The organism is Streptomyces sp. NPDC088246, from assembly GCF_044741025.1.
Taxonomy (GTDB): Bacteria; Actinomycetota; Actinomycetes; order Streptomycetales; family Streptomycetaceae; genus Streptomyces.
In genome coordinates, this window is sequence record NZ_JBIURV010000028.1 from 25,571 (window position 1) to 43,356 (window position 17,786).

Consider the following 17,786-nt stretch of genomic DNA (forward strand, 5'->3'; position numbering starts at 1 on the left):
GCCGTCCAGGACGCCGCGCCCAGCGCTGCCTGGGCCGGCAGCCGATGTCACGCGCGGCAACTCAGGGTCCTTCTCCACCCACGCGGGCATCCGTTGCGAGGTGCCAGGGGTGCGCACGGCGAGCACTCCGGCATCGCGGTGCTCGCCCAACTGCCTGCGCAGCAGCTCCTCGTCGAAAGGGGCGCCCGGCTCCAGCGCCCCGGGATGCGTGTGTACGTCGACGAGTCCCGGCAGCAGCCGGCCGCCGTCGACGATCGTCTCCGCGTCCCGGCCCGCGAGCCCGCCGGCGATTCAGAACTCGCGCCACTCGCGCTCCGGCAGCACAACCCCGCGTATGCACAGCATCAGCCGACCGTACGTCACATCCGGCACCCCGCCGACGCACGATCGTCTGCGCACACCGGCACATTGCGGAACGTTCCGCTGCACCCTCTTGTCGGCGACCCTCCCACCATGCGATACAGGTCTGGACCATTGCTGCCGAATGGAAGGCACGACCGTGCAACGCCCCCACGCAACCGCCGCGTCGGCCTGCTCCGCCGCCCTGCTCCTCGCCGCGCTCACCGCCTGCGGCTCCACCCCGGAAGCGGACACCCGGAAACCCACGACACCGGGCCATGTGACAGCACAGGCCAGCAGCGCCACCTCCGTGCACGTCATGTGGGAGCCGGCCTCCGACAACAAGGCGGTCACCGGCTACGAGGTCTACCGCAAGGGCAAGAAGGTCAAATCCGTCCCGGCAGCCAAGGTGATGACCGACGTCGACGGACTCACCGCCTCGACCCCCTACGCCTTCACCGTCCGCGCCCGCGACGCCGCCGGGAACCTCTCCGCGCCGAGCGCCGCCGCAAACGTCACCACACCAGCCCCGACCCCCGCCGACCACGAGCCGCCGACCCGCCCGGTGAAACTGCGCGGCACGGCGGACGGCAGCCGGGCGGCAGACCTCTCCTGGGGCGGCTCGACGGACGACGTCGGCATCACCTCGTACGACATCTACCAGGAGGACTCCCGGATCCACAGCGTGCCCGGCACACAGACCACGGCGCATCTGACCGGACTGCGCCCCGGCACCGTCTACACCTTCACCGTCCGCGCCCGCGACGCCGCCGACACCTCCTCGCCGGACAGCAATGCCCTCGATCTCACCACCGCGTCCGCCCCGGGCGCTCCGGCCGGTACCGCCCCCAGCGACCTGCGGATCCGCAACCGCGTCCAGAGCAAGGAGTACGTCATCGACCTGAACTGGAAGCAGCCCGAGACGGGCGGCGAGATCCCGGCGTACCAGCTCTTCATGGGCGGCCGGCTGACCACCACGATCGTGTGGGGCTCCACCCCGCCCGCAGGCCGGGCGAGTTACCGGCTCACCGTCAGCGACCCGCCGGGCACCCGCTATTCGATGAAGATCCGCGCCAGGCTGCCTGACGGGAAGTGGGGGGACTTCTCCGCTCAGCGCACGGTCGTCCTCGGCGACTGAGCCCACATACGGTCCGTTGTTCCCGGGGCGGGCGCGGTGGGTGACGTGACGTCCCGGCCGGCCTCAGGAGGTGACGCGCACGGTCTCCACCCACCGAGGGGGCTGTGGGGCGTCCGCGCCGATGAGTGCCGCGACGAGCCGGCACGAGGGGGCCTCGTCCGGCCAGGGGGTGTAGCCGTCGGTCAGGACGACGACGATGTTCGGGCGGTCCCGCGCAGCGAGAGCGGCGGCGATGCCCACACGCATGTCGGTGCCGCCGCCCCCGCCCAGGGTGATCTGTTCGGCGGCCGTCACCCGGGACACGCTTCGCACATCGGCGTCGCAGGCCAGCACGGTGACGCGATTGCCCCGGACGCCCACCTCCCGCAGCACCCCGGTGACCTCCGCCAGAGCCGAGGCGAGCTCCTCGTCACCCATCGACCCCGAGGTGTCGATGACGACGGCGACGCGGGGCAACGGTCGGCGCAGGCTGGGCAGGACGACGCCGCGGAGCGCCGCACTGCGGCGGGACGGGCGGCGGTAGGTGTAGTCGATCGCCCCGGCGGCCCACGCGGCGGCCTCCCGTACCGCGCCCGCGAGCGCCTGCCGCCAGTCGACCGTGGGCTCCAGGACCTGATCCGCCCAGCGCTGCCAGCCCGCCGGGAGGCTGCCCCGGCTGCGCCGATGGGCGCGCATGGCCTCCGCGGTGTGGCGCCGCAGCGCATCCGCCTCGACCGGGCCGAGACGTGTCGGCCCGTCGGCCCCGGCCGGCTCCCAGGGCACCGGTTGTCCATGGGCGCCCGACCCGCAGTTGTGCACGGTCGGGTCCGGCGGCAGGTCATGGAGATAGGCCTCGAAGAGCTGCCCGGCCGGCAGGCCGAAGAGCCGCGGCTCCATCCGGCCGGCCGGCAGAGGCAGCCCGTCGGCGATGAGGTCGTCGTTGATCTCGCAGTCCTGGGCGACATTGACGCGGTGCGGGTCGCGCTGGTCGGCGGCGGGCAGACGCTCCGCCCGCCCGTGGTGGTCGCGCAGCAGATGCGCCACCTCGTGCACCCACACAGCCGCGAGCTCCGCCACCGGTGTCGCGTCGACGAAGGCGGGCGACACATAGCAACGCCAGTGCCGGTCCACGCCCATCGTCGGCACCTCGGCGCTCGCCACCACCGACAGGGCGTACAGCGCCGAGGCCAGGTAGGGCCGGTCGGTCGCCGCCCGGTAGCGGGCGGCGAGCAGCTTCGTCATGTCCAACTGGGGCCGCCCTGGGGCGGTTTCCGGTTCCGGCACCGACGTGCCCACCTCAGCCGCTCTGCGGCAGGGCGCCGGACAGCTGCAGCAGTTCCACGAAGGCGTCGATGCCCTCCGGCACCGGCCAGTCGGTGTCCCGCATCGCCGCCAGGTCCACCGCCGCCCTGGCCGCCACATCGGGCACACCCGCGTCCACGGCCTTCGCCAGCACCGCCCAGCCCGCCTCCCAGCGGCGCCGGGTGAGATCGCCCTGGACGGCCGCGACGACCGCGATGAGGAAGGCCAGCTGCCGGTCGCCGCGCTCGGGCAGGGCGAACGCGGCGGGGTCCGCCAGTACGCGGTCGGGGTCGGGCAGGTCGAGGTTCTCCAGGTAGGACAGCAGCTCGATGCCCGCACCGTCCCCCACGGCCCCGGTCAGCGCGGCGGCCACTGCCTCCCGCCCGGCGCCCGTCGCATACCCGGTGGCGAGCAGCCGCAGCGCCATGTCCCAGGTCCGTGGGGACGGCCAGGCCCGGCCACGGCTCTCCGCATCGGCCGGCATGTGATGGACGAGGCCCGGACGCGCGGTGAGGAAGCCGGAGACCGCACCGCGGGCCCGCGCCGCCGAGCCCGCAACCCTCGCGGCGTCGACGACCGGGACCGCCACCTCGGGCCACGTACCCGCCATGCCCCGCGCGACGGTGCGCGGATCGTGCGTCCACTGGAGGTGCACGAAACGGTTGGCGAGCGGTGGGCTGAGGTGCCAGCCGTCCGCCGCACTCGACGGAGGATTCGCCGCCGCCACGATGCGTACGGATTCCGGCAACGTCAGGCTGCCCACCCGCCGTTCGAGAACGACGCGCAGCAGTGCCGCCTGCACGGCCGGCGGAGCGGACGACAACTCGTCGAAGAACAAGAGCCCCTGGCCCGTGCGCGCGAGCCGGACCGCCCAGTCGGGCGGGGCCATCGGTACGCCGGACACGGCCGGATCGTCACCGACGACCGGCAGCCCGGCGAAGTCGGACGGTTCGTGCACACTGGCGATGACCGTTTCCAGCCGGAGGCCGAGCCCGGCGGCGAGCTGCTCCATGCCGGCCGACTTGCCGATGCCCGGCTCGCCCCAGAGCAGCACCGGCTGATTGGCCGTCACTGCCAGTGCCAGTGCCTCCAGTTGAGGATTGGTGGCGGCTTCGGTACGCGAGGTGCGCAGCCTGCGATTGAGATCGTCGGCCGCGTCCAGCGGTCCCGGCACGGCGGCCGGAGACGGCGATGCAGATGGCTGCCCCGGAGTGCTGCGGGCGATGGTGCTCACCCTTCCTCATCCTCTTCCTCTTCGTCGTCCTCCCACTCGTCCCACCAGTCGGCCCCGATGCCCGGATGCTCCTTCTCCACCCGTTCCCTGAGGAAGACCAGGTCCGTCCGCCGGTACTTGCGGATCAGCTGGTCCAGCGAGAGTTCCATCTGGTCGACCACGTCGATCCGTGCCCCGGCCTCGACCAGCGCCTTCACCAGTTCCGGCGAACCACCGTTGCCGACCGCCGTGCAGAGCGGGGTGCGGTCCCGGTGATCCAGTGCCTCCAGATCGAGGCCGGCTGCCAGGAGCCGGGGCAGCATGGGCTCGTGGTCGAGCAGGTGCAGCACATGGAGCAGACTGCGCTGCCCGCCGTCCCGTACCCGGGGGTCGACCCCCGCGTCCAGGAGTTCCAGGACCCCCGGTGTGTCCCCGTGCTGGGCGCGCAGAAAGAGGTCCCGTAGCTGCGCCCGCAGGGCCTTGGGCAGCCGGCCCGTGCCGGAGGTGCAGGCGTGCTCCACGGCGAAGCAGCCGGTGACCGCGCCGCCGAAGGCCCGCAGCGCGTTCTCGCGCTGTCGCTCCTGCGGGCTGTGCGGGGAGCCGAGCGTTCCGTCGCGGAAGACGACGTCGTGCCATTCGCCCCGGCACCTGACCCGTACCGGTTCGGGAGGCGTCGGCCCCGGTGGGCCGGCCGGACTGTCGAGGCCCGGGAAGAGTGCGCCTGCGACCAGCGGATGCAGTTCCCCGGGAGACACCCCGCCGGCCCGCAACAGGTCGAGGTCCGGCAGCCGGCGCCAGAGCGACTCGGGCAGGAAGGCCGCGCCCTCGGCCGCCCCTCGTCCGACGAGACTGATCCGCAGCCGTCCGCGGCCCGTGAACTCCAGCAGGAGATTGGCCCGCCAGTCCTCACCGATCTGGAAACGCTCCGAAGGACTCCGGTCCGCGAACCGCCGGACCTCCGCCTCCAGTCGGGGAACATCGAGCGCCGGCCCGGACATGATCCCTTCCGGAGTCGCCCGGTACCACGCAGGCGTTTGCGGTGGCGTCGGATCCCATTCGATTCCGGCCGCCGCCAGGGACTCGGGCACCTGGCCGCTCTGGTGCAGCAGCGTCACCCACTCGGCGCGGGCCATCGGATCACCGGAGCCCGGGTCCGCCACGGGCAGTTCGTCCGCCCCGCGCGGTGTGCCGTCGGCGTGGAAGAACGGCAGCCGGTCCGCGCCACCGACCCGTGTGCGCAGCTCGTCGGTACGGCGTGCGTCCCACAGATGCCGTGAGGTTCGCCAGTCCTCGATTCCCATGCGGAAGACGCCGGGTGCCGCGTTGCGTCCCATCGGGCCGAACCGGAGAGAGATCCGCTGCGGTCCGTCGACCATGGGGGGTGTACGGAGATACAGATACGGTGCCGTCGGCCCCGGCCCGTCCGCCGCGTCGCCGTAGCCCGCCAGGACCACGGTCCGGTCGGTGGCGAGCGTCGAGCGTCCGCCCAGGACCCGCGGCAGATGCCAGCGCACCAGGTCGGGTACCAGGTGACGGAGATCGGACCCGAGTGACCCGGCCACGTCCGGACCGTACTGCGCCAAGACCTCGGCCAGGTCAAATGTCACATCGAACCGGGCAGTCGAGCAGGCGCCCTGCCAGTCTCCCGTTGCCCGTCGCCCGGCGGACTCCTCGATCATCCACCGGGGCACCGCGTACCGGCGGACCTGCCGTCGGCTCGCCACCTCCTTCGGCGCGAAGTACCCGGCTGCCGCGTCCGGGCTCACCGGTAGACGCTCCTGACCGCGCGCAGGTCCGCAGGGGGCCCGCAGTCCGGGCGCAGCCGCGCCGCGAAGGACCGCTTCACCTTGCGGGGAAGGCCCGGCCCCAACCCCACGTACTCCAGACGGGAGTCGGCGTCGACGGCCGCGAGCAGGGTCTTCGCACCGCGCCCGGTGAGTCCGGTGTGGCACAGCTCCAGCCGACGCAGCGGACTGCCGCGCAGGGCGCCGGCCAGCGCATGGGCTCCGATGTCACCGGTGACATTGGACCGGGCCCCGAGGCTGCGCTCCGAGGGCGGGCGGCCCAGATCGAGCGCCTCGATCCCGCCGAGCGCATCGGCCAGGGCTCGTGCACCGGCGGGCCCGATCCCATTGCCGCCGAGACCGAGCCGGACCGGACGGGCGGGGTCGGCGGCGGCCGCGAGCACGGCGGCCCCCGCGTCACCGAGGTGGTTGGCCGGAAGGTACAGCTCCCGCACCCCCGCGTCCCGGATCAGCGCGGCCAGCAGCGCGGCGGCCTCGGCGCCGAGGCCATTGCCCCCGAGGAACAGCCGGTCGACGGGCCGGGAACGCTGACTCAGTACGGCCAGCAGCGCCGCGAGGCCGTCGGCGGTGAGCCCGCTGTTCACCAGGTCGAGGGTGCGCAGGACGGTGTTGCGGCGAAGCATCGGAACGAGCGCCCGGACACCGGCGTCACCCACGGGATTGCGTTTCAGCCACAACGCCCTGACGGTGTCGTCCTCGCTCAGCGCACCGGCGAGCGCGCTGACCCCGTCGGCTCCGATGCGATTGCAGCCGAGGTAGACCGTTCGCAGCCCGTGGTCGTCCCGGCCGAGCGCGTCGGCGACGGCCCGCGCTCCTTCGTCGCCCAGCGAGTTGGTGCCGAGCAGCACATGCGCGGCGTGCGGGGAGCGGGCGACTGCGGGCATCACCCGGACCGCGCCCGCCGCCCCGAGGCCCTGCTTGCAGAGATCGACCCGTCCGTCCACCCGTAGCGTGCCGAGCGGGAAGGTCTCGTCGGTCTCGACGGGGTGCGCCGATTCCAGCCGCTCCAGCAGCGGATCCAGCAGGGCCGCGTCGGCGAGCGGAATGTCCGGGTGCTCGATCGCGGGACAGCGCACGGGCATCGGCTGCAACATCACTACTCCCCAGGTCCCCCGTCGGCACCCGGCCAGGAGAGGGCGACCGCGTTCTCCGCCCGCTCAGGACGAACCGACGCCATCGACTCTCCTCCACGAAAAAGGCGGCAAGACCGGTCGGATTCGAACCGACGTCCTCCAGCTTGCTGCTAGGGCGCGACGACCTCTGCGCTACAGCCTTGCCGCGCGTGATCCTAGCCGCATGGATGCCGAATTCGCACACCAGTGCCTCTGTTTGATCGCCTCGTCGCCTCGTCGCCTCGTCGCCTCGTCGCCTCGTCGCCTCGTCGCCTCGTCCCGCTCGCCCGCTCGCCCGCTCGTCCGCTCGCCACCCCGGACTTCGCAGGCGGGACTTGTCCGGGATGAGCGAGGACAAGCAGGTCAGAGCTTCCTCGTGTCCGGGACACCGCGCCGGGATTGCCAGGGCCCGGCCCCTTGTCCGAGGTTTGCGTCACCGTCCGGAATCCGGAGGCGGTGCCGACCTCGGCGAAGGAACCGCTGCCATGTCTCGTTGTCCGACAGTCGAGTACCGCTCCGCCACGACTGGTCACATTCAGCGAAGACCGATCGACATCAGGAGGATGAAATAATGCGCTTGCGTCATACCGTCGTCACCGCTGCTGCCGGCAGCGCGCTCGTCCTGGGCGGCCTGGCCGCACCGGGCTCGGCAGCCGCCTCGACGTACCCGGGGCAGGTCAAGTGCCCCAAGGGTGATTATCAGCTCTGCATCGACGGTGGCCCCGGCGGCTTCACCATCAGCGGCAGGGAGTTCTCCGGTCACGCCAACGCGATCCGGCTCAAGAACGTCTCGAACATCACCATCACCGGTAACAAGTTCACATCACTCAGCGGTCCCACCGGCTACGGTGCGATCCACGTGCAGAACTCCTCCGGCATCGTGATCAGGAAGAACACCTTCTCCCGTCTGAGCAACGGCGCGAACATGCACGGGGTGTACCTGGTCAAGACCTCAGGCAGCGTCATCACGGGAAACAAGTTCTCGTCCATCAGCGATGATCCCGTGCGGATCAGGGACGGGAGCAGGAACAACACTGTCATCGGGAACACCTTCACCAAGTCCGGCAAGTACGCGATGTTCAGCGAGTGGGGCCGACTCGAAAAGGGCGAGACCTGCGGACGCGGCAACGTCTTCAAGAGCAACAAGTACGGAATCGGCTATTACGGCAAGGGTATTTCGCTGATCAAGTGGGGCGGCCGGGGCGGTGGCAAGACCGGCCTTCGACTCACTTGGGGCAACTGCAAGAAGGCGAGCATCGTCAACAAGGGGGGCAACAGCAGGCTCTAGCGGCCCTCGTTCGGATGTGGCTTGCGCGGCTTCTACACCGGGGGGAGGTGCTCGGGCCGGACCACCCCGTCCTCCCTCGGCTCGGCACTCCCCGCCGGCTCGCCGCGCCTCGGTGCAACCGGTTCCCGCAGGCCGAGGGGCTTGTCAGGGGCAGGTCCTGTCGGACTCCTGGCTTCCCGCTGCATCGCCGTCGCAGCGAAGCCGCCCTCGGCGGTGGCCGGATCGCGGGCGCGGGTCCCTTCTCGGCCCCGGACCCCCTCGCCCTGATCTCGACCTGTGGTTGTTGATGCCCACCCCCCACTGCGCATCGGAAAGGAGTTGGCCGCTGGCTACGTTCACAAGCCGGGCAGCGGCTACGGTGCTCTTGTGATGATCAACGGGGAGGGCGGCATGGCATCCGGGACCGCGCTGTTAATCGCGGCAGCCCCGGCCGGCAAGGGCTGTCTCATCCACGCAACCAGCGTCCTGCCCACGCTCGCGGCGGTCCCGCCCAGCTTCCTGACCGGCACGGCAGCGGCCACCATCGTTGAACTCGCCGACCCGACCGACCCGCAGACCGTCCTCACCCGCATCCGCGCCGTGGCCGCCACACCCGGCCCGCTCTCCCTCTACATCACCGGACAACTCCACCTCGACCACAAGCAGCGCCTGATCCACCTCGCACTCGCCCGGACAACGCCGACCACCCTGCGCTACACCGCATTGCCCTGGCACTGGCTGGCCGGCGAACTCAAACTGCGCCGCCCGGGCACCACCACCGTCGTCACCGACATGGTCGCCGCCCCTGACGCATGGCAGCAGCTCCGTACCGAGGGTCTCGTCCTGGGCCATGGGATCCGCGTATACGGCCGGATCATCCCGCAGCCGCCCCGCCACCGGATCGTAGAACCGGCCTACCTGAAGGCCCTCGCCACCACCTGGCGCAGTGGCATCAACCCGCCGCTCGCCGAGCTCCATGAACAGGCCGCCGCCCAGGCCGGCCCCGACGACGCGCTGTTCCTGGCCGTTGGCCACGCAGCCGTCCCCGTCCCTGCGGCATCGGCTGTGCCGGCACCGGGCCGGCCACACCAGGAGCCTGCACCTGTTCCGACGGCTCCTGCTCCGTTTTCGGAGAACACCGAGGCGGCCGTAGCGGATCCGCTGCCTGCGATTCTTGCCGCCGCCCACGCGGGGCGGCACAGCGAGGCTGCGTCGCTCGCAGCCATGTGGGAGGGGTGGGCTCTGCGTACCTACGGCGCGGGCTCCGTGCAGGCCACCCACTGGCTGGAGGTCCGGGCCGACCTCGCTCGTCTGGCCGACGATCCGGCACACAGCTGTGAGTTGTGGATGGCTGCCGCCGACGCCCGCCTTGCCCGGCAACAGCCCCCGGACGACCCCGCCGTAGAAGGCGCCGTGGACCGCGCCCACCACCAGTGGCAGGAAGTTCGCGACCCGCAGCGGGCCCGGGAACTCGGTCCGCCTCTGGTCTCGTTGCGCCGACACGTTCCTGGCCGACGCTCCGGGGCGGTCGAAGCCGTCCAGCGCCGACTGGAGCTGCTGCACACCATGCCCCCGGTGGGGGCCCGGCGTCCGGCATCCTGACGAGGACAGGGGCGTCCCTCGCACGTCCGGGTCGAACCTCGCGCTCAGACGGCCGCTGAAGCGGAGCAAGGGGCGTCCCCTCGCGCGCCCAGGTCGAACATCTGGAACCCGGCGTGCAGCAGGTTGTACGACGGTCGTCCGTCACGTACGCGGGCCGAACTGCTCGTGGACCGCTGGTGTGCCGTGCCGCGCACCGGAGCCCCGGGCCAGTGCGTCTGGGCGGAAGCCGGCCCGGACGCCGGAACGCGCTGAGGCCGCCTCCTCGCGGGGCGGCCCGACGCATCCGGGAACGCCCCGGCACGACGCCCCGGTGCTGTGCGGTACCGGGGGCGGAGTGCCGGGGCGGAAGCGGGGGCTCAGCCCAGCTGTTCGTACGCCGGCAGCGTCAGGAAGTCCGCGTAGTCCTGATCCAGGGAGACCTGGAGCAGGAGGTCGTGGGCCTGCTGCCACTTGCCCGCGTCGAACGCCTCGTCGCCGATCTCGGCGCGGATCGCCGCGAGTTCCTCGGCCGCGACCTTGCGGGCCAGGTCCGCCGTGGCGTGCTCGCCGTTCTCGAAGACCACGTCCGCGTTGATCCACTGCCAGATCTGCGAGCGCGAGATCTCGGCGGTGGCCGCGTCCTCCATGAGGTTGAAGATGGCGACGGCGCCCATGCCGCGCAGCCAGGCCTCGATGTAGCGGATGCCGACCGCGACGGCATTGCGCAGGCCGTCGTACGTGGGCTTGGCGTCCAGGGTGTCGATGGCGATCAGGTCGCCCGCGGCCACCGAGACGTCCTCGCGCAGGCGGTCCTTCTGGTTCGGCTTCTCGCCGAGGACCGCGTCGAAGGAGGCCAAGGCGATCGGGACCAGGTCCGGGTGGGCGACCCAGGAGCCGTCGAAGCCGTCGTGGGCCTCGCGGTCCTTGTCGGCCTTGACCTTCTCGAAGGCGACCTTGTTGACCGCGGCGTCACGGCGGGACGGGATGAAGGCCGCCATGCCACCGATGGCGTGCGCGCCGCGCTTGTGGCAGGTGCGCACGAGGAGTTCGGTGTACGCGCGCATGAACGGGGCGGTCATCGTCACCGCGTTGCGGTCCGGCAGGACGAACTTCGGTCCGCCGTCGCGGAAGTTCTTGACGATGGAGAAGAGGTAGTCCCAACGGCCCGCGTTCAGCCCGGAGGCGTGGTCGCGGAGCTCGTACAGGATCTCCTCCATCTCGTACGCGGCAGTGATCGTCTCGATGAGGACGGTCGCGCGGATCGTGCCCTGTGGGATGCCGACGTAGTCCTGGGCGAAGACGAAGATGTCGTTCCAGAGGCGGGCCTCCAGGTGCGACTCCGTCTTCGGGAGGTAGAAGTACGGGCCCTTGCCGAGGTCGATGAGGCGCTGGGCGTTGTGGAAGAAGTAGAGGCCGAAGTCGACCAGCGCACCCGGCACCGGGGTGCCGTCGAGCTGGAGGTGACGCTCGTTCAGATGCCAGCCGCGGGGACGGGTGACGACCGTTGCGAGCTCGTCGGCGGGCTTCAGGGCGTACGACTTACCGGACCCGGGGTCGGTGAAATCGATGGTGCGGGTGTAGGCGTCGATCAGGTTGAGCTGGCCGAGGACGACGTTCTCCCACGTGGGGGCGGACGCGTCCTCGAAGTCGGCGAGCCAGACCCTCGCGCCCGAGTTCAGGGCGTTGATGGTCATCTTGCGGTCGGTCGGACCGGTGATCTCCACCCGGCGGTCGTTCAGCGCGGCCGGGGCCGGCGCGACCTTCCAGGAGTCGTCCGCGCGGATCGCCGCCGTCTCGGGCAGGAAGTCCAGCGTGGAGGTACGGGCGATCTCGGCGCGGCGCTCGCCCCGGCGGGCGAGCAGCTCGTCACGGCGGGGCGTGAACTGCCGGTGCAGTTCGGCCACGAACGCGAGGGCCGCTTCGGTCAGGACCTCATCCTGCCGGGGCAGGGGCTCGGCATCGACGATGGCCAGCGGGGACGGCGCTGGTGCGGACATGAGCTGTCACTCCTTCAGCGGGTGGTGCGGGCGGCTTCTCACGGCCGCCGGGTCGCCTGAAACGGCACGGCGTGCCAGGGCTCCGGGATACGGCCGTGGGCGCCGTCCGGGGTGCAGAGGGCTTCTGACCAGTGGATAGTAGTTTCCTCATGGTGGAAGTTCAATGGTTTGTTGATGTCGAGATTCTCCGGGTCGACAGAAGTGGGGCGGGGCCGGCGCCGGGTGCCAGTGGGTTCACTCAAGGTGCTTGAGGTCCTCCACCGTGTCGATGTCGTACGCCTGAGCCACATCGGAACACTCGACGAGCGTGATCGCATCGCGGTGTGCCCGCAGATACGCCCGAGCGCCCCGGTCGCCCACCGCTTCCGCCGCGATGTCCGCCCACCGGTCGGCCCCGAACAGCACCGGATGGCCGCGTTCACCGTCGTACGAGGCGGCCACGAGACTCGTCCGGGAGCGGTACGCCGATCGCACCCGTGTCACCGCGTCCGCGCCGATACCCGGCTGGTCGACCAGGAGGACGAGCGCCGCGTCCGCTCCCGTGCCGCAGAGCGTCCCGAGCCCCGCCCGCAGCGACGAGCCCATGCCCTCGGTCCACTCGGGGTTGACGGTCACCGTGCAGCCGGCGAGGTCGGCACGTGCCCGTACCTCTTCCGCCGCGGCGCCCAGGACCACATGGACGCGGTCGCAGCCGCCCTCCCGCAGCACGCGTACCGCGTGCTCCACCAGCGGCCGGCCGCGGTGTTCGAGCAGTGCCTTGGGCTGCCCGCCGAGTCGCCGTCCGCCGCCCGCGGCGAGCAGCAGCCCGGCGACCATCGGGGTCTGTGTTGTCCGAGTCATGCGGACTGGATACCTCAGATGTGCCCTCCTCGCGCAAGCGGGCCCCAGGAGGGCACGGACGGGCGGCGCCGTCCCCGGAGCCACCTGTGCGTCACCCTTACGGGGCACCCCGAATTCTGTCTGCGGAGTGGCGCTCGACACCTGTCATGGCGTTAACTTGCGGGCATCCCGGGACACTTGACCGCGGTCCGGGACCCTGTCGGAACACTGGCACAAGGATGTGCGAGGGGGAGTGCTTTGTTGCGAAGCGTGGGGCAGACGCGGGTGACCGGCAGTGGTGAGGATCCGAGGGTGGCGGAGCTGCGTACGGCCGTCTCCCGACTCCGCCGAGAGCTGGCGGGGCATCCCGCGGAGTTCCCGGACCGGGGGATCGCCGAGGACGAGCTGGCCGCGCTGGATGCGATGGCCGTCAATGGCGCGCCCGAGATTCCGCGCCTGCGTCGTTCGCTGCTGCTGATCGCGGGGGCGATCGGCTCGGTCAGCGCACTGGCCTCCGCACTCAGGGACGTACGGGTCGCCGTGGATCTCTTCGGCGAGCCGCCGCGCCGCTGACGCACGGCGGCCGGGAATCAGCGGCGGATCAGCCGACGGGCCGTCGCCGCCGCGACCGCCGAGGTGCGGGAGTCCACGCCCAGCTTGGCGTAGATGTGCACCAGATGGGACTTCACCGTCGCTTGGCTGAGGAAGAGCTGCTTGCTGATCTGCAGGTTCGACAGGCCCTCGCCGACCAGCTGCAGCACTTCCAGTTCGCGCTTGGTCAGGGCCTCGGCCGGGGTCCGCATGCGGTCCATCAGACGGTGGGCGACAGCCGGAGCGAGTGCCGATTGGCCGGCCGCCGCCGTGCGCACCGCCGCCGCCAGTTCCTCCGGCGGGGCGTCCTTCAGCAGATAGCCGGCGGCGCCCGCCTCGACCGCGGCCAGGATGTCGGCGTCCGAGTCGTACGTGGTGAGGATCAGGACCCGGGGGGCGCCCGCTTGTGCCGTGATGGCGGCAGTGGCCTGGGAGCCGTGCATGCCCGCCCCGAACTGCAGGTCCATGAGGACGACGTCGAACTCGCCGGTCGCGGCGAGCGCGACGGCCCGCTCGGCGGTGGCCGCCTCGGCGACCACGCGGAAGTCGGATTCGGCGTCGAGCACGGCCCGCAGCCCCGCCCGTACCACCGGGTGGTCGTCGGCGAGCAGCAGCCTGATGGGGGTGGTCATGCGGCGTCCTGTCCTGGTCGGCCGTCGGGGAGCGGAACGGGAAGCGGAAGGGTGAGGGCGACCGCGGTGCCCTGGCCGGGCGCCGACTCGACACTCAGCGTGCCGCCCAGCGAACGGGCCCGGGAACGCATCGCGGGCAGGCCGAAGCCGCCGGTGCCGGTGGCCGCCGCGACCGGCCCGCTCCCCGGGGTGAAACCGCGGCCGTCGTCGACGATGTCCAGTGACACCGAGGTGTCCATGAAGCTGAGAGTGATCTCCGCCCGCCGCGCCCCGGCGTGCTGCACCGTGTTGGCCAGCGCCGACTGGGCGGTGCGCAGCAGCGCCACCTCGTACGGGGTGGGCAGCTCCACCGGGGAGCCGCTGACCGCGAACTGCACCGTGAGGCCGGGGCCCGTGGTGCGGGACGAGAGGCGTTCCAGAGCGGCCGCCAGCGAGCCCTTCTCCAGATCGGGTGGCGTCAGGGCGCGAACGAAGCGGCGGGCCTCGGCGAGATTGTCCTGTGCGGCCTCGCGGGCCCGGCGTACGTGCGCGGTGGCGGGGGCGTCGGCGGGGAGGGTGCGTTCGGCGGCACGCAGCAGCAGCTGGATGCTGGACAGGCCCTGTGCCAGGGTGTCGTGGATCTCGCGGGCCAGCCGTTCACGTTCGGCGAGCGTGCCCGCGGTGCGTTCCGCCTCGGCCAGCTCCGCACGGGTCGCCATCAGCTCCTCGATGAGCTCGCGGCGCCGTTCGTTCTCCCGGAACAGCGCGTCGTACCCGAAAACCGTCGCGACCGCGACCGCCGCGCCGAGCACCGGACCGATGAAGGTGCCGGGCGTGACGGTCTGGCCGTGCAGCACGAAGCTGGCGATGGCGGCGGCGGCGGTGACCGCGACGGCCGGCAGGGCCCAGCGCGTCGGCAGCAGATGCAGCTGCAGGAAATAGAGCGGGAACGCCACCCACAGGGCGTCGGGCGACAGGGCGAGCAGCGCCAGCCAGACGGCGCCCAGCAGCGCCAGCCACAGGGCGGCCGGTGGGCTGTGTGGCTGCACGGCGGGGATGAGCGCCCCCGCCGCGTACACGGCGGCCATCACACAGGTGACCACGATGACGGCGGCGGTGTGCGGGGCGCCGTCACGGACGGCTTGTACCGCCGCGAGCGCGAGCAGCCCCACGAGCAGCGCGTGCAGGCACAGCCGCAGCGCGGCGGCGACCGGAGGGTGGGCACGGGAATCCATGATTCGTCCAGCGTAGACGGACGGCGCCCCCGCCCGGTCAATCGAAAGGTTGATGTCAGGCCCCACCGCCGAGCGATGTCTCCGGAGGCCGGCGAACCGAGACTGGGAGCATGTTCGTCGCATGGAGAGATCTCAGGTTCGCCAAGGGGCGGTTCGCGCTCATGGGCACGGTCGTGGTGCTGATCACGCTGCTCGTGGGCCTGCTGTCCGGCCTCACGGCCGGTCTGGCCCGGGAGAACACCTCGGCCGTCACAGGGCTCAACGCGGACCACCTCGCGTTCGCCGCCCCGCCCGACGGGCAGTCGGTGTCCTTCACCAATTCGACCGTCGGGGAGAGCACCTGGCAAAAGTGGGCGGAGCGGCCCGGCGTGAGCGGCGCGGAGCCGCTCGGCATCCGCACCCTCAACGCCGCCACCGTCGAGGGGGAGCACACGGCGGCCGTATCGGCGTTCGGCGTCGAGCCGGACGGGGGCCTGGCGCCCATCGGTGGCGCGCGGGTCGGCACGGGGAAGGTGGTGCTGTCCGAACAGGCCGCCGACGACCTGGGCGCCGGGGCCGGAGACCGGCTGCGGCTGGGCGGCACCGAGGTGTCCGTCGTGGCGGTCGCGGGAGATGCCTCGTACAGCCATACGCCGGTCGTGTGGACCTCGCTCGACGACTGGCAGCGATTCGGGACGGACGGCGACGGCCGGGCGCAGCACGCCACGGTGATTGCCCTGACCACCACCGTCGGCGCCGACCTCGCCGCGGGCGACCGGGCGGCGGGCACGAGCACGCTCTCCCTCGGGGACTCCCTCACCGCCATCGGCTCCTACCAGGCCGAGAACGGTTCGCTCCAGCTGATGCGCGGCTTCCTGTTCGCCATCTCCGCCCTGGTGATCGGCGCCTTTTTCACCGTCTGGACGATCCAGCGCAGCGGCGATGTCGCCGTCCTCAAGGCGCTCGGTGCCTCCACCCCGTATCTGCTGCGCGACGCACTCGGGCAGGCCGTCGTGATGCTCGCCATCGGCACGGGGGTGGGCACCGCGCTCGCCTCGGGCATCGGCGCGTTGGTCAGCGGCGGGGCCGTGCCGTTCGTCCTCGACGCGGCGACCGTCCTGGTCCCGGCGGCAGTCATGATCACCCTCGGTGCCGCCGGGGCGGCCCTGTCCATCCGGCGGATCACCGCCGTCGACCCGCTCACCGCACTCGGGAGTGCCCGATGACCCTCACCCTCGCCGATGTCACCCTCACCTACCCCGACGGCGACGGCCGGCTCACCGCCCTGGACCGGATCTCACTGGACGTGCCCGCCGGTTCGCTCACCGCGGTCGTCGGACCGTCCGGCTCCGGCAAGTCCAGCCTTCTGGCGGTGGCCGCGACCCTGGTCACCCCGGACGAGGGACGGGTCGTCGTCGCCGGTACGGACACCGCGGGCCTCGGCCGTGCGGAAAAGGCGGCGCTGCGCCGCGAACGCATCGGCATCGTCTTCCAGCAGCCCAACCTGCTGCCGTCCCTCACCGCGGCCGAACAGCTCCAGGTGATGACCCATCTGTCGGGCGGTGCCGTACGCGGAGCCCGCCGCCGGGCGCTGGAGCTGCTGGACGCGGTCGGCCTCGCGGACAAGGCCGGCCGCAGGCCCCATCAGCTGTCGGGCGGACAGCGTCAGCGGATCAACATCGCCCGAGCCCTGATGAACGAACCGGCGGTGCTGCTCGTCGACGAACCGACCAGCGCACTCGATCACGAGCGGGGTGCGGCAGTGCTCGACCTGCTGGTCACGCTCACGACGGAGCGGTCGACGGCGACCGTGATGGTCACGCACGACCGGGCCCATCTGGACAGGGCGGACCGCACCGTCACGATGGACGACGGACGTCTGACGGCGCCCGTAGCGACCTGAGGCGTCATGGGGGAGCCCGGCCCCCATGACCCGTATCGACCTGAGGCGTCATGGGGAGCCCGGCCCCATGACATCTCAGCCGGTGGGACCGCTGCCGGCCAGCGCGTCGGAGAGGTCCTTCGCGGCCTGCTGCAGAATCGGCACGATCCGCTCCGTCGCCGCCTCCGTCACCCGGCCCGCCGGACCCGAGATCGAAATCGCGGCCGAGGTGGGGGAGTTGGGTACGGAGACCGCCAGACAGCGCACCCCGATCTCCTGCTCGTTGTCGTCGACCGCGTAGCCGACCCTGCGGACCTGCTCCAGTGCGTCGAGGAAGCCGTCAGGAGTGGTGATCGTCTTCTCGGTGGCGGCCGGCATTCCGGTACGGGCGAGGAGGGCCCGCACCTCCTCCGGAGGCGTATGCGCCAGCAGTGCCTTGCCGACCCCCGTGGAGTGGGGGAGCACCCGGCGGCCCACCTCGGTGAACATGCGCATCGAGTGCTTGGACGGCACCTGCGCCACGTACACGATCTCGTCGCCGTCGAGCAGCGCCATGTTCGCGGTCTCGCCGGTCTCTTCGACCAGACGCGCGAGATACGGGCGGGCCCAGGTGCCGAGCAGCCGGGACGCGGACTCGCCGAGCCGGATCAGACGCGGGCCGAGCGCATAGCGCCGGTTCGGCTGCTGGCGCACATATCCGCAGAGCACCAGCGTGCGCATCAGCCGGTGAATGGTCGGCAGCGGGAGTCCGCTGCTCGCGGAGAGTTCACTCAGCCCGACCTCGCCCCCCGCGTCCGCCATCCGCTCCAGCAGATCGAAGGCGCGCTCAAGGGACTGCACACCACCGCTGGAAGCGGCGGGCTTGGAGTCGGATGTGCTGGCGTGGGACGGCGGCACGTCAACGGTCCTTTCGAGGCGGAAGAGCAAGGCAGCAGC

Annotated in this window: 15 protein-coding genes and 1 tRNA gene; 6 read left to right on the forward strand and 10 right to left on the reverse strand. The window is 71.7% G+C overall.

Annotation, left to right across the window (positions count from 1 at the left end):
* The first annotated feature begins 484 nt into the window (after positions 1–484).
* A complete protein-coding gene (locus ACIPEK_RS31740; protein ID WP_402003115.1) occupies positions 485–1,477 on the forward strand; it encodes a fibronectin type III domain-containing protein in 993 nt (330 codons plus the stop codon).
* A 63-nt stretch (positions 1,478–1,540) separates the two neighbouring features.
* On the opposite strand, the gene ACIPEK_RS31745 is transcribed toward ACIPEK_RS31740, so the two are convergent.
* The 5 genes from ACIPEK_RS31745 to ACIPEK_RS31765 form a co-directional block, all read right to left on the reverse strand.
* On the reverse strand, positions 1,541–2,698 hold the full coding sequence (locus ACIPEK_RS31745; RefSeq protein ID WP_402003300.1) for a VWA-like domain-containing protein: 1,158 nt from the start codon (positions 2,696–2,698) through the stop codon (positions 1,541–1,543).
* 55 nt (positions 2,699–2,753) lie between these two features.
* The gene (locus ACIPEK_RS31750) at positions 2,754–3,992 is read right to left on the reverse strand and encodes an AAA family ATPase (protein WP_402003117.1); all 1,239 of its coding nucleotides are present in this window, start codon (positions 3,990–3,992) and stop codon (positions 2,754–2,756) included.
* Entirely contained in the window at positions 3,989–5,737 is a 1,749-nt protein-coding gene (locus tag ACIPEK_RS31755; RefSeq protein ID WP_402003120.1) for an ankyrin repeat domain-containing protein, read from the reverse strand. The genes ACIPEK_RS31750 and ACIPEK_RS31755 overlap by 4 nt, the downstream gene beginning before the upstream one ends.
* Positions 5,734–6,870 (reverse strand): gala protein, encoded by a 1,137-nt coding sequence (locus tag ACIPEK_RS31760; RefSeq protein WP_402003123.1) that lies wholly within the window; start codon positions 6,868–6,870, stop codon positions 5,734–5,736. The genes ACIPEK_RS31755 and ACIPEK_RS31760 overlap by 4 nt, the downstream gene beginning before the upstream one ends.
* Before the next feature lie 108 nt (positions 6,871–6,978).
* Positions 6,979–7,051 (reverse strand) — tRNA-Cys (locus ACIPEK_RS31765).
* Between the two features lie 408 nt (positions 7,052–7,459).
* On the opposite strand from ACIPEK_RS31765, the gene ACIPEK_RS31770 reads away from it, so the two are divergent.
* Positions 7,460–8,176: a right-handed parallel beta-helix repeat-containing protein gene (locus ACIPEK_RS31770; RefSeq protein ID WP_402003126.1), complete on the forward strand. Its 717-nt coding sequence runs from the start codon at positions 7,460–7,462 to the stop codon at positions 8,174–8,176.
* Between the two features lie 390 nt (positions 8,177–8,566).
* The gene (locus tag ACIPEK_RS31775) at positions 8,567–9,757 is read left to right on the forward strand and encodes a hypothetical protein (RefSeq protein WP_402003129.1); all 1,191 of its coding nucleotides are present in this window, start codon (positions 8,567–8,569) and stop codon (positions 9,755–9,757) included.
* A gap of 356 nt (positions 9,758–10,113) precedes the next feature.
* Here ACIPEK_RS31775 and aceB read toward each other — a convergent pair whose 3' ends face one another.
* Positions 10,114–11,733 (reverse strand): malate synthase A, encoded by a 1,620-nt coding sequence (gene aceB, locus ACIPEK_RS31780; RefSeq protein WP_402003132.1) that lies wholly within the window; start codon positions 11,731–11,733, stop codon positions 10,114–10,116.
* A 234-nt stretch (positions 11,734–11,967) separates the two neighbouring features.
* On the reverse strand, positions 11,968–12,573 hold the full coding sequence (locus ACIPEK_RS31785; protein ID WP_383076800.1) for an NTP transferase domain-containing protein: 606 nt from the start codon (positions 12,571–12,573) through the stop codon (positions 11,968–11,970).
* 249 nt (positions 12,574–12,822) lie between these two features.
* On the opposite strand from ACIPEK_RS31785, the gene ACIPEK_RS31790 reads away from it, so the two are divergent.
* Entirely contained in the window at positions 12,823–13,125 is a 303-nt protein-coding gene (locus ACIPEK_RS31790; protein ID WP_402003135.1) for a DUF5955 family protein, read from the forward strand.
* A gap of 17 nt (positions 13,126–13,142) precedes the next feature.
* Here ACIPEK_RS31790 and ACIPEK_RS31795 read toward each other — a convergent pair whose 3' ends face one another.
* Entirely contained in the window at positions 13,143–13,775 is a 633-nt protein-coding gene (locus ACIPEK_RS31795; protein WP_402003138.1) for a response regulator, read from the reverse strand.
* The gene (locus tag ACIPEK_RS31800) at positions 13,772–14,989 is read right to left on the reverse strand and encodes a sensor histidine kinase (RefSeq protein WP_402003141.1); all 1,218 of its coding nucleotides are present in this window, start codon (positions 14,987–14,989) and stop codon (positions 13,772–13,774) included. Before ACIPEK_RS31800 ends, ACIPEK_RS31795 begins: the two co-directional genes overlap by 4 nt.
* A gap of 110 nt (positions 14,990–15,099) precedes the next feature.
* On the opposite strand from ACIPEK_RS31800, the gene ACIPEK_RS31805 reads away from it, so the two are divergent.
* Complete coding sequence (locus ACIPEK_RS31805; protein ID WP_402003144.1) at positions 15,100–16,194, forward strand: ABC transporter permease; 1,095 nt, start codon at positions 15,100–15,102, stop codon at positions 16,192–16,194.
* A complete protein-coding gene (locus tag ACIPEK_RS31810; protein WP_402003147.1) occupies positions 16,191–16,871 on the forward strand; it encodes an ABC transporter ATP-binding protein in 681 nt (226 codons plus the stop codon). Before ACIPEK_RS31805 ends, ACIPEK_RS31810 begins: the two co-directional genes overlap by 4 nt.
* 75 nt (positions 16,872–16,946) lie before the next feature.
* On the opposite strand, the gene ACIPEK_RS31815 is transcribed toward ACIPEK_RS31810, so the two are convergent.
* The gene (locus ACIPEK_RS31815) at positions 16,947–17,747 is read right to left on the reverse strand and encodes an IclR family transcriptional regulator (RefSeq protein WP_402003150.1); all 801 of its coding nucleotides are present in this window, start codon (positions 17,745–17,747) and stop codon (positions 16,947–16,949) included.
* Positions 17,748–17,786 lie beyond the last annotated feature (39 nt).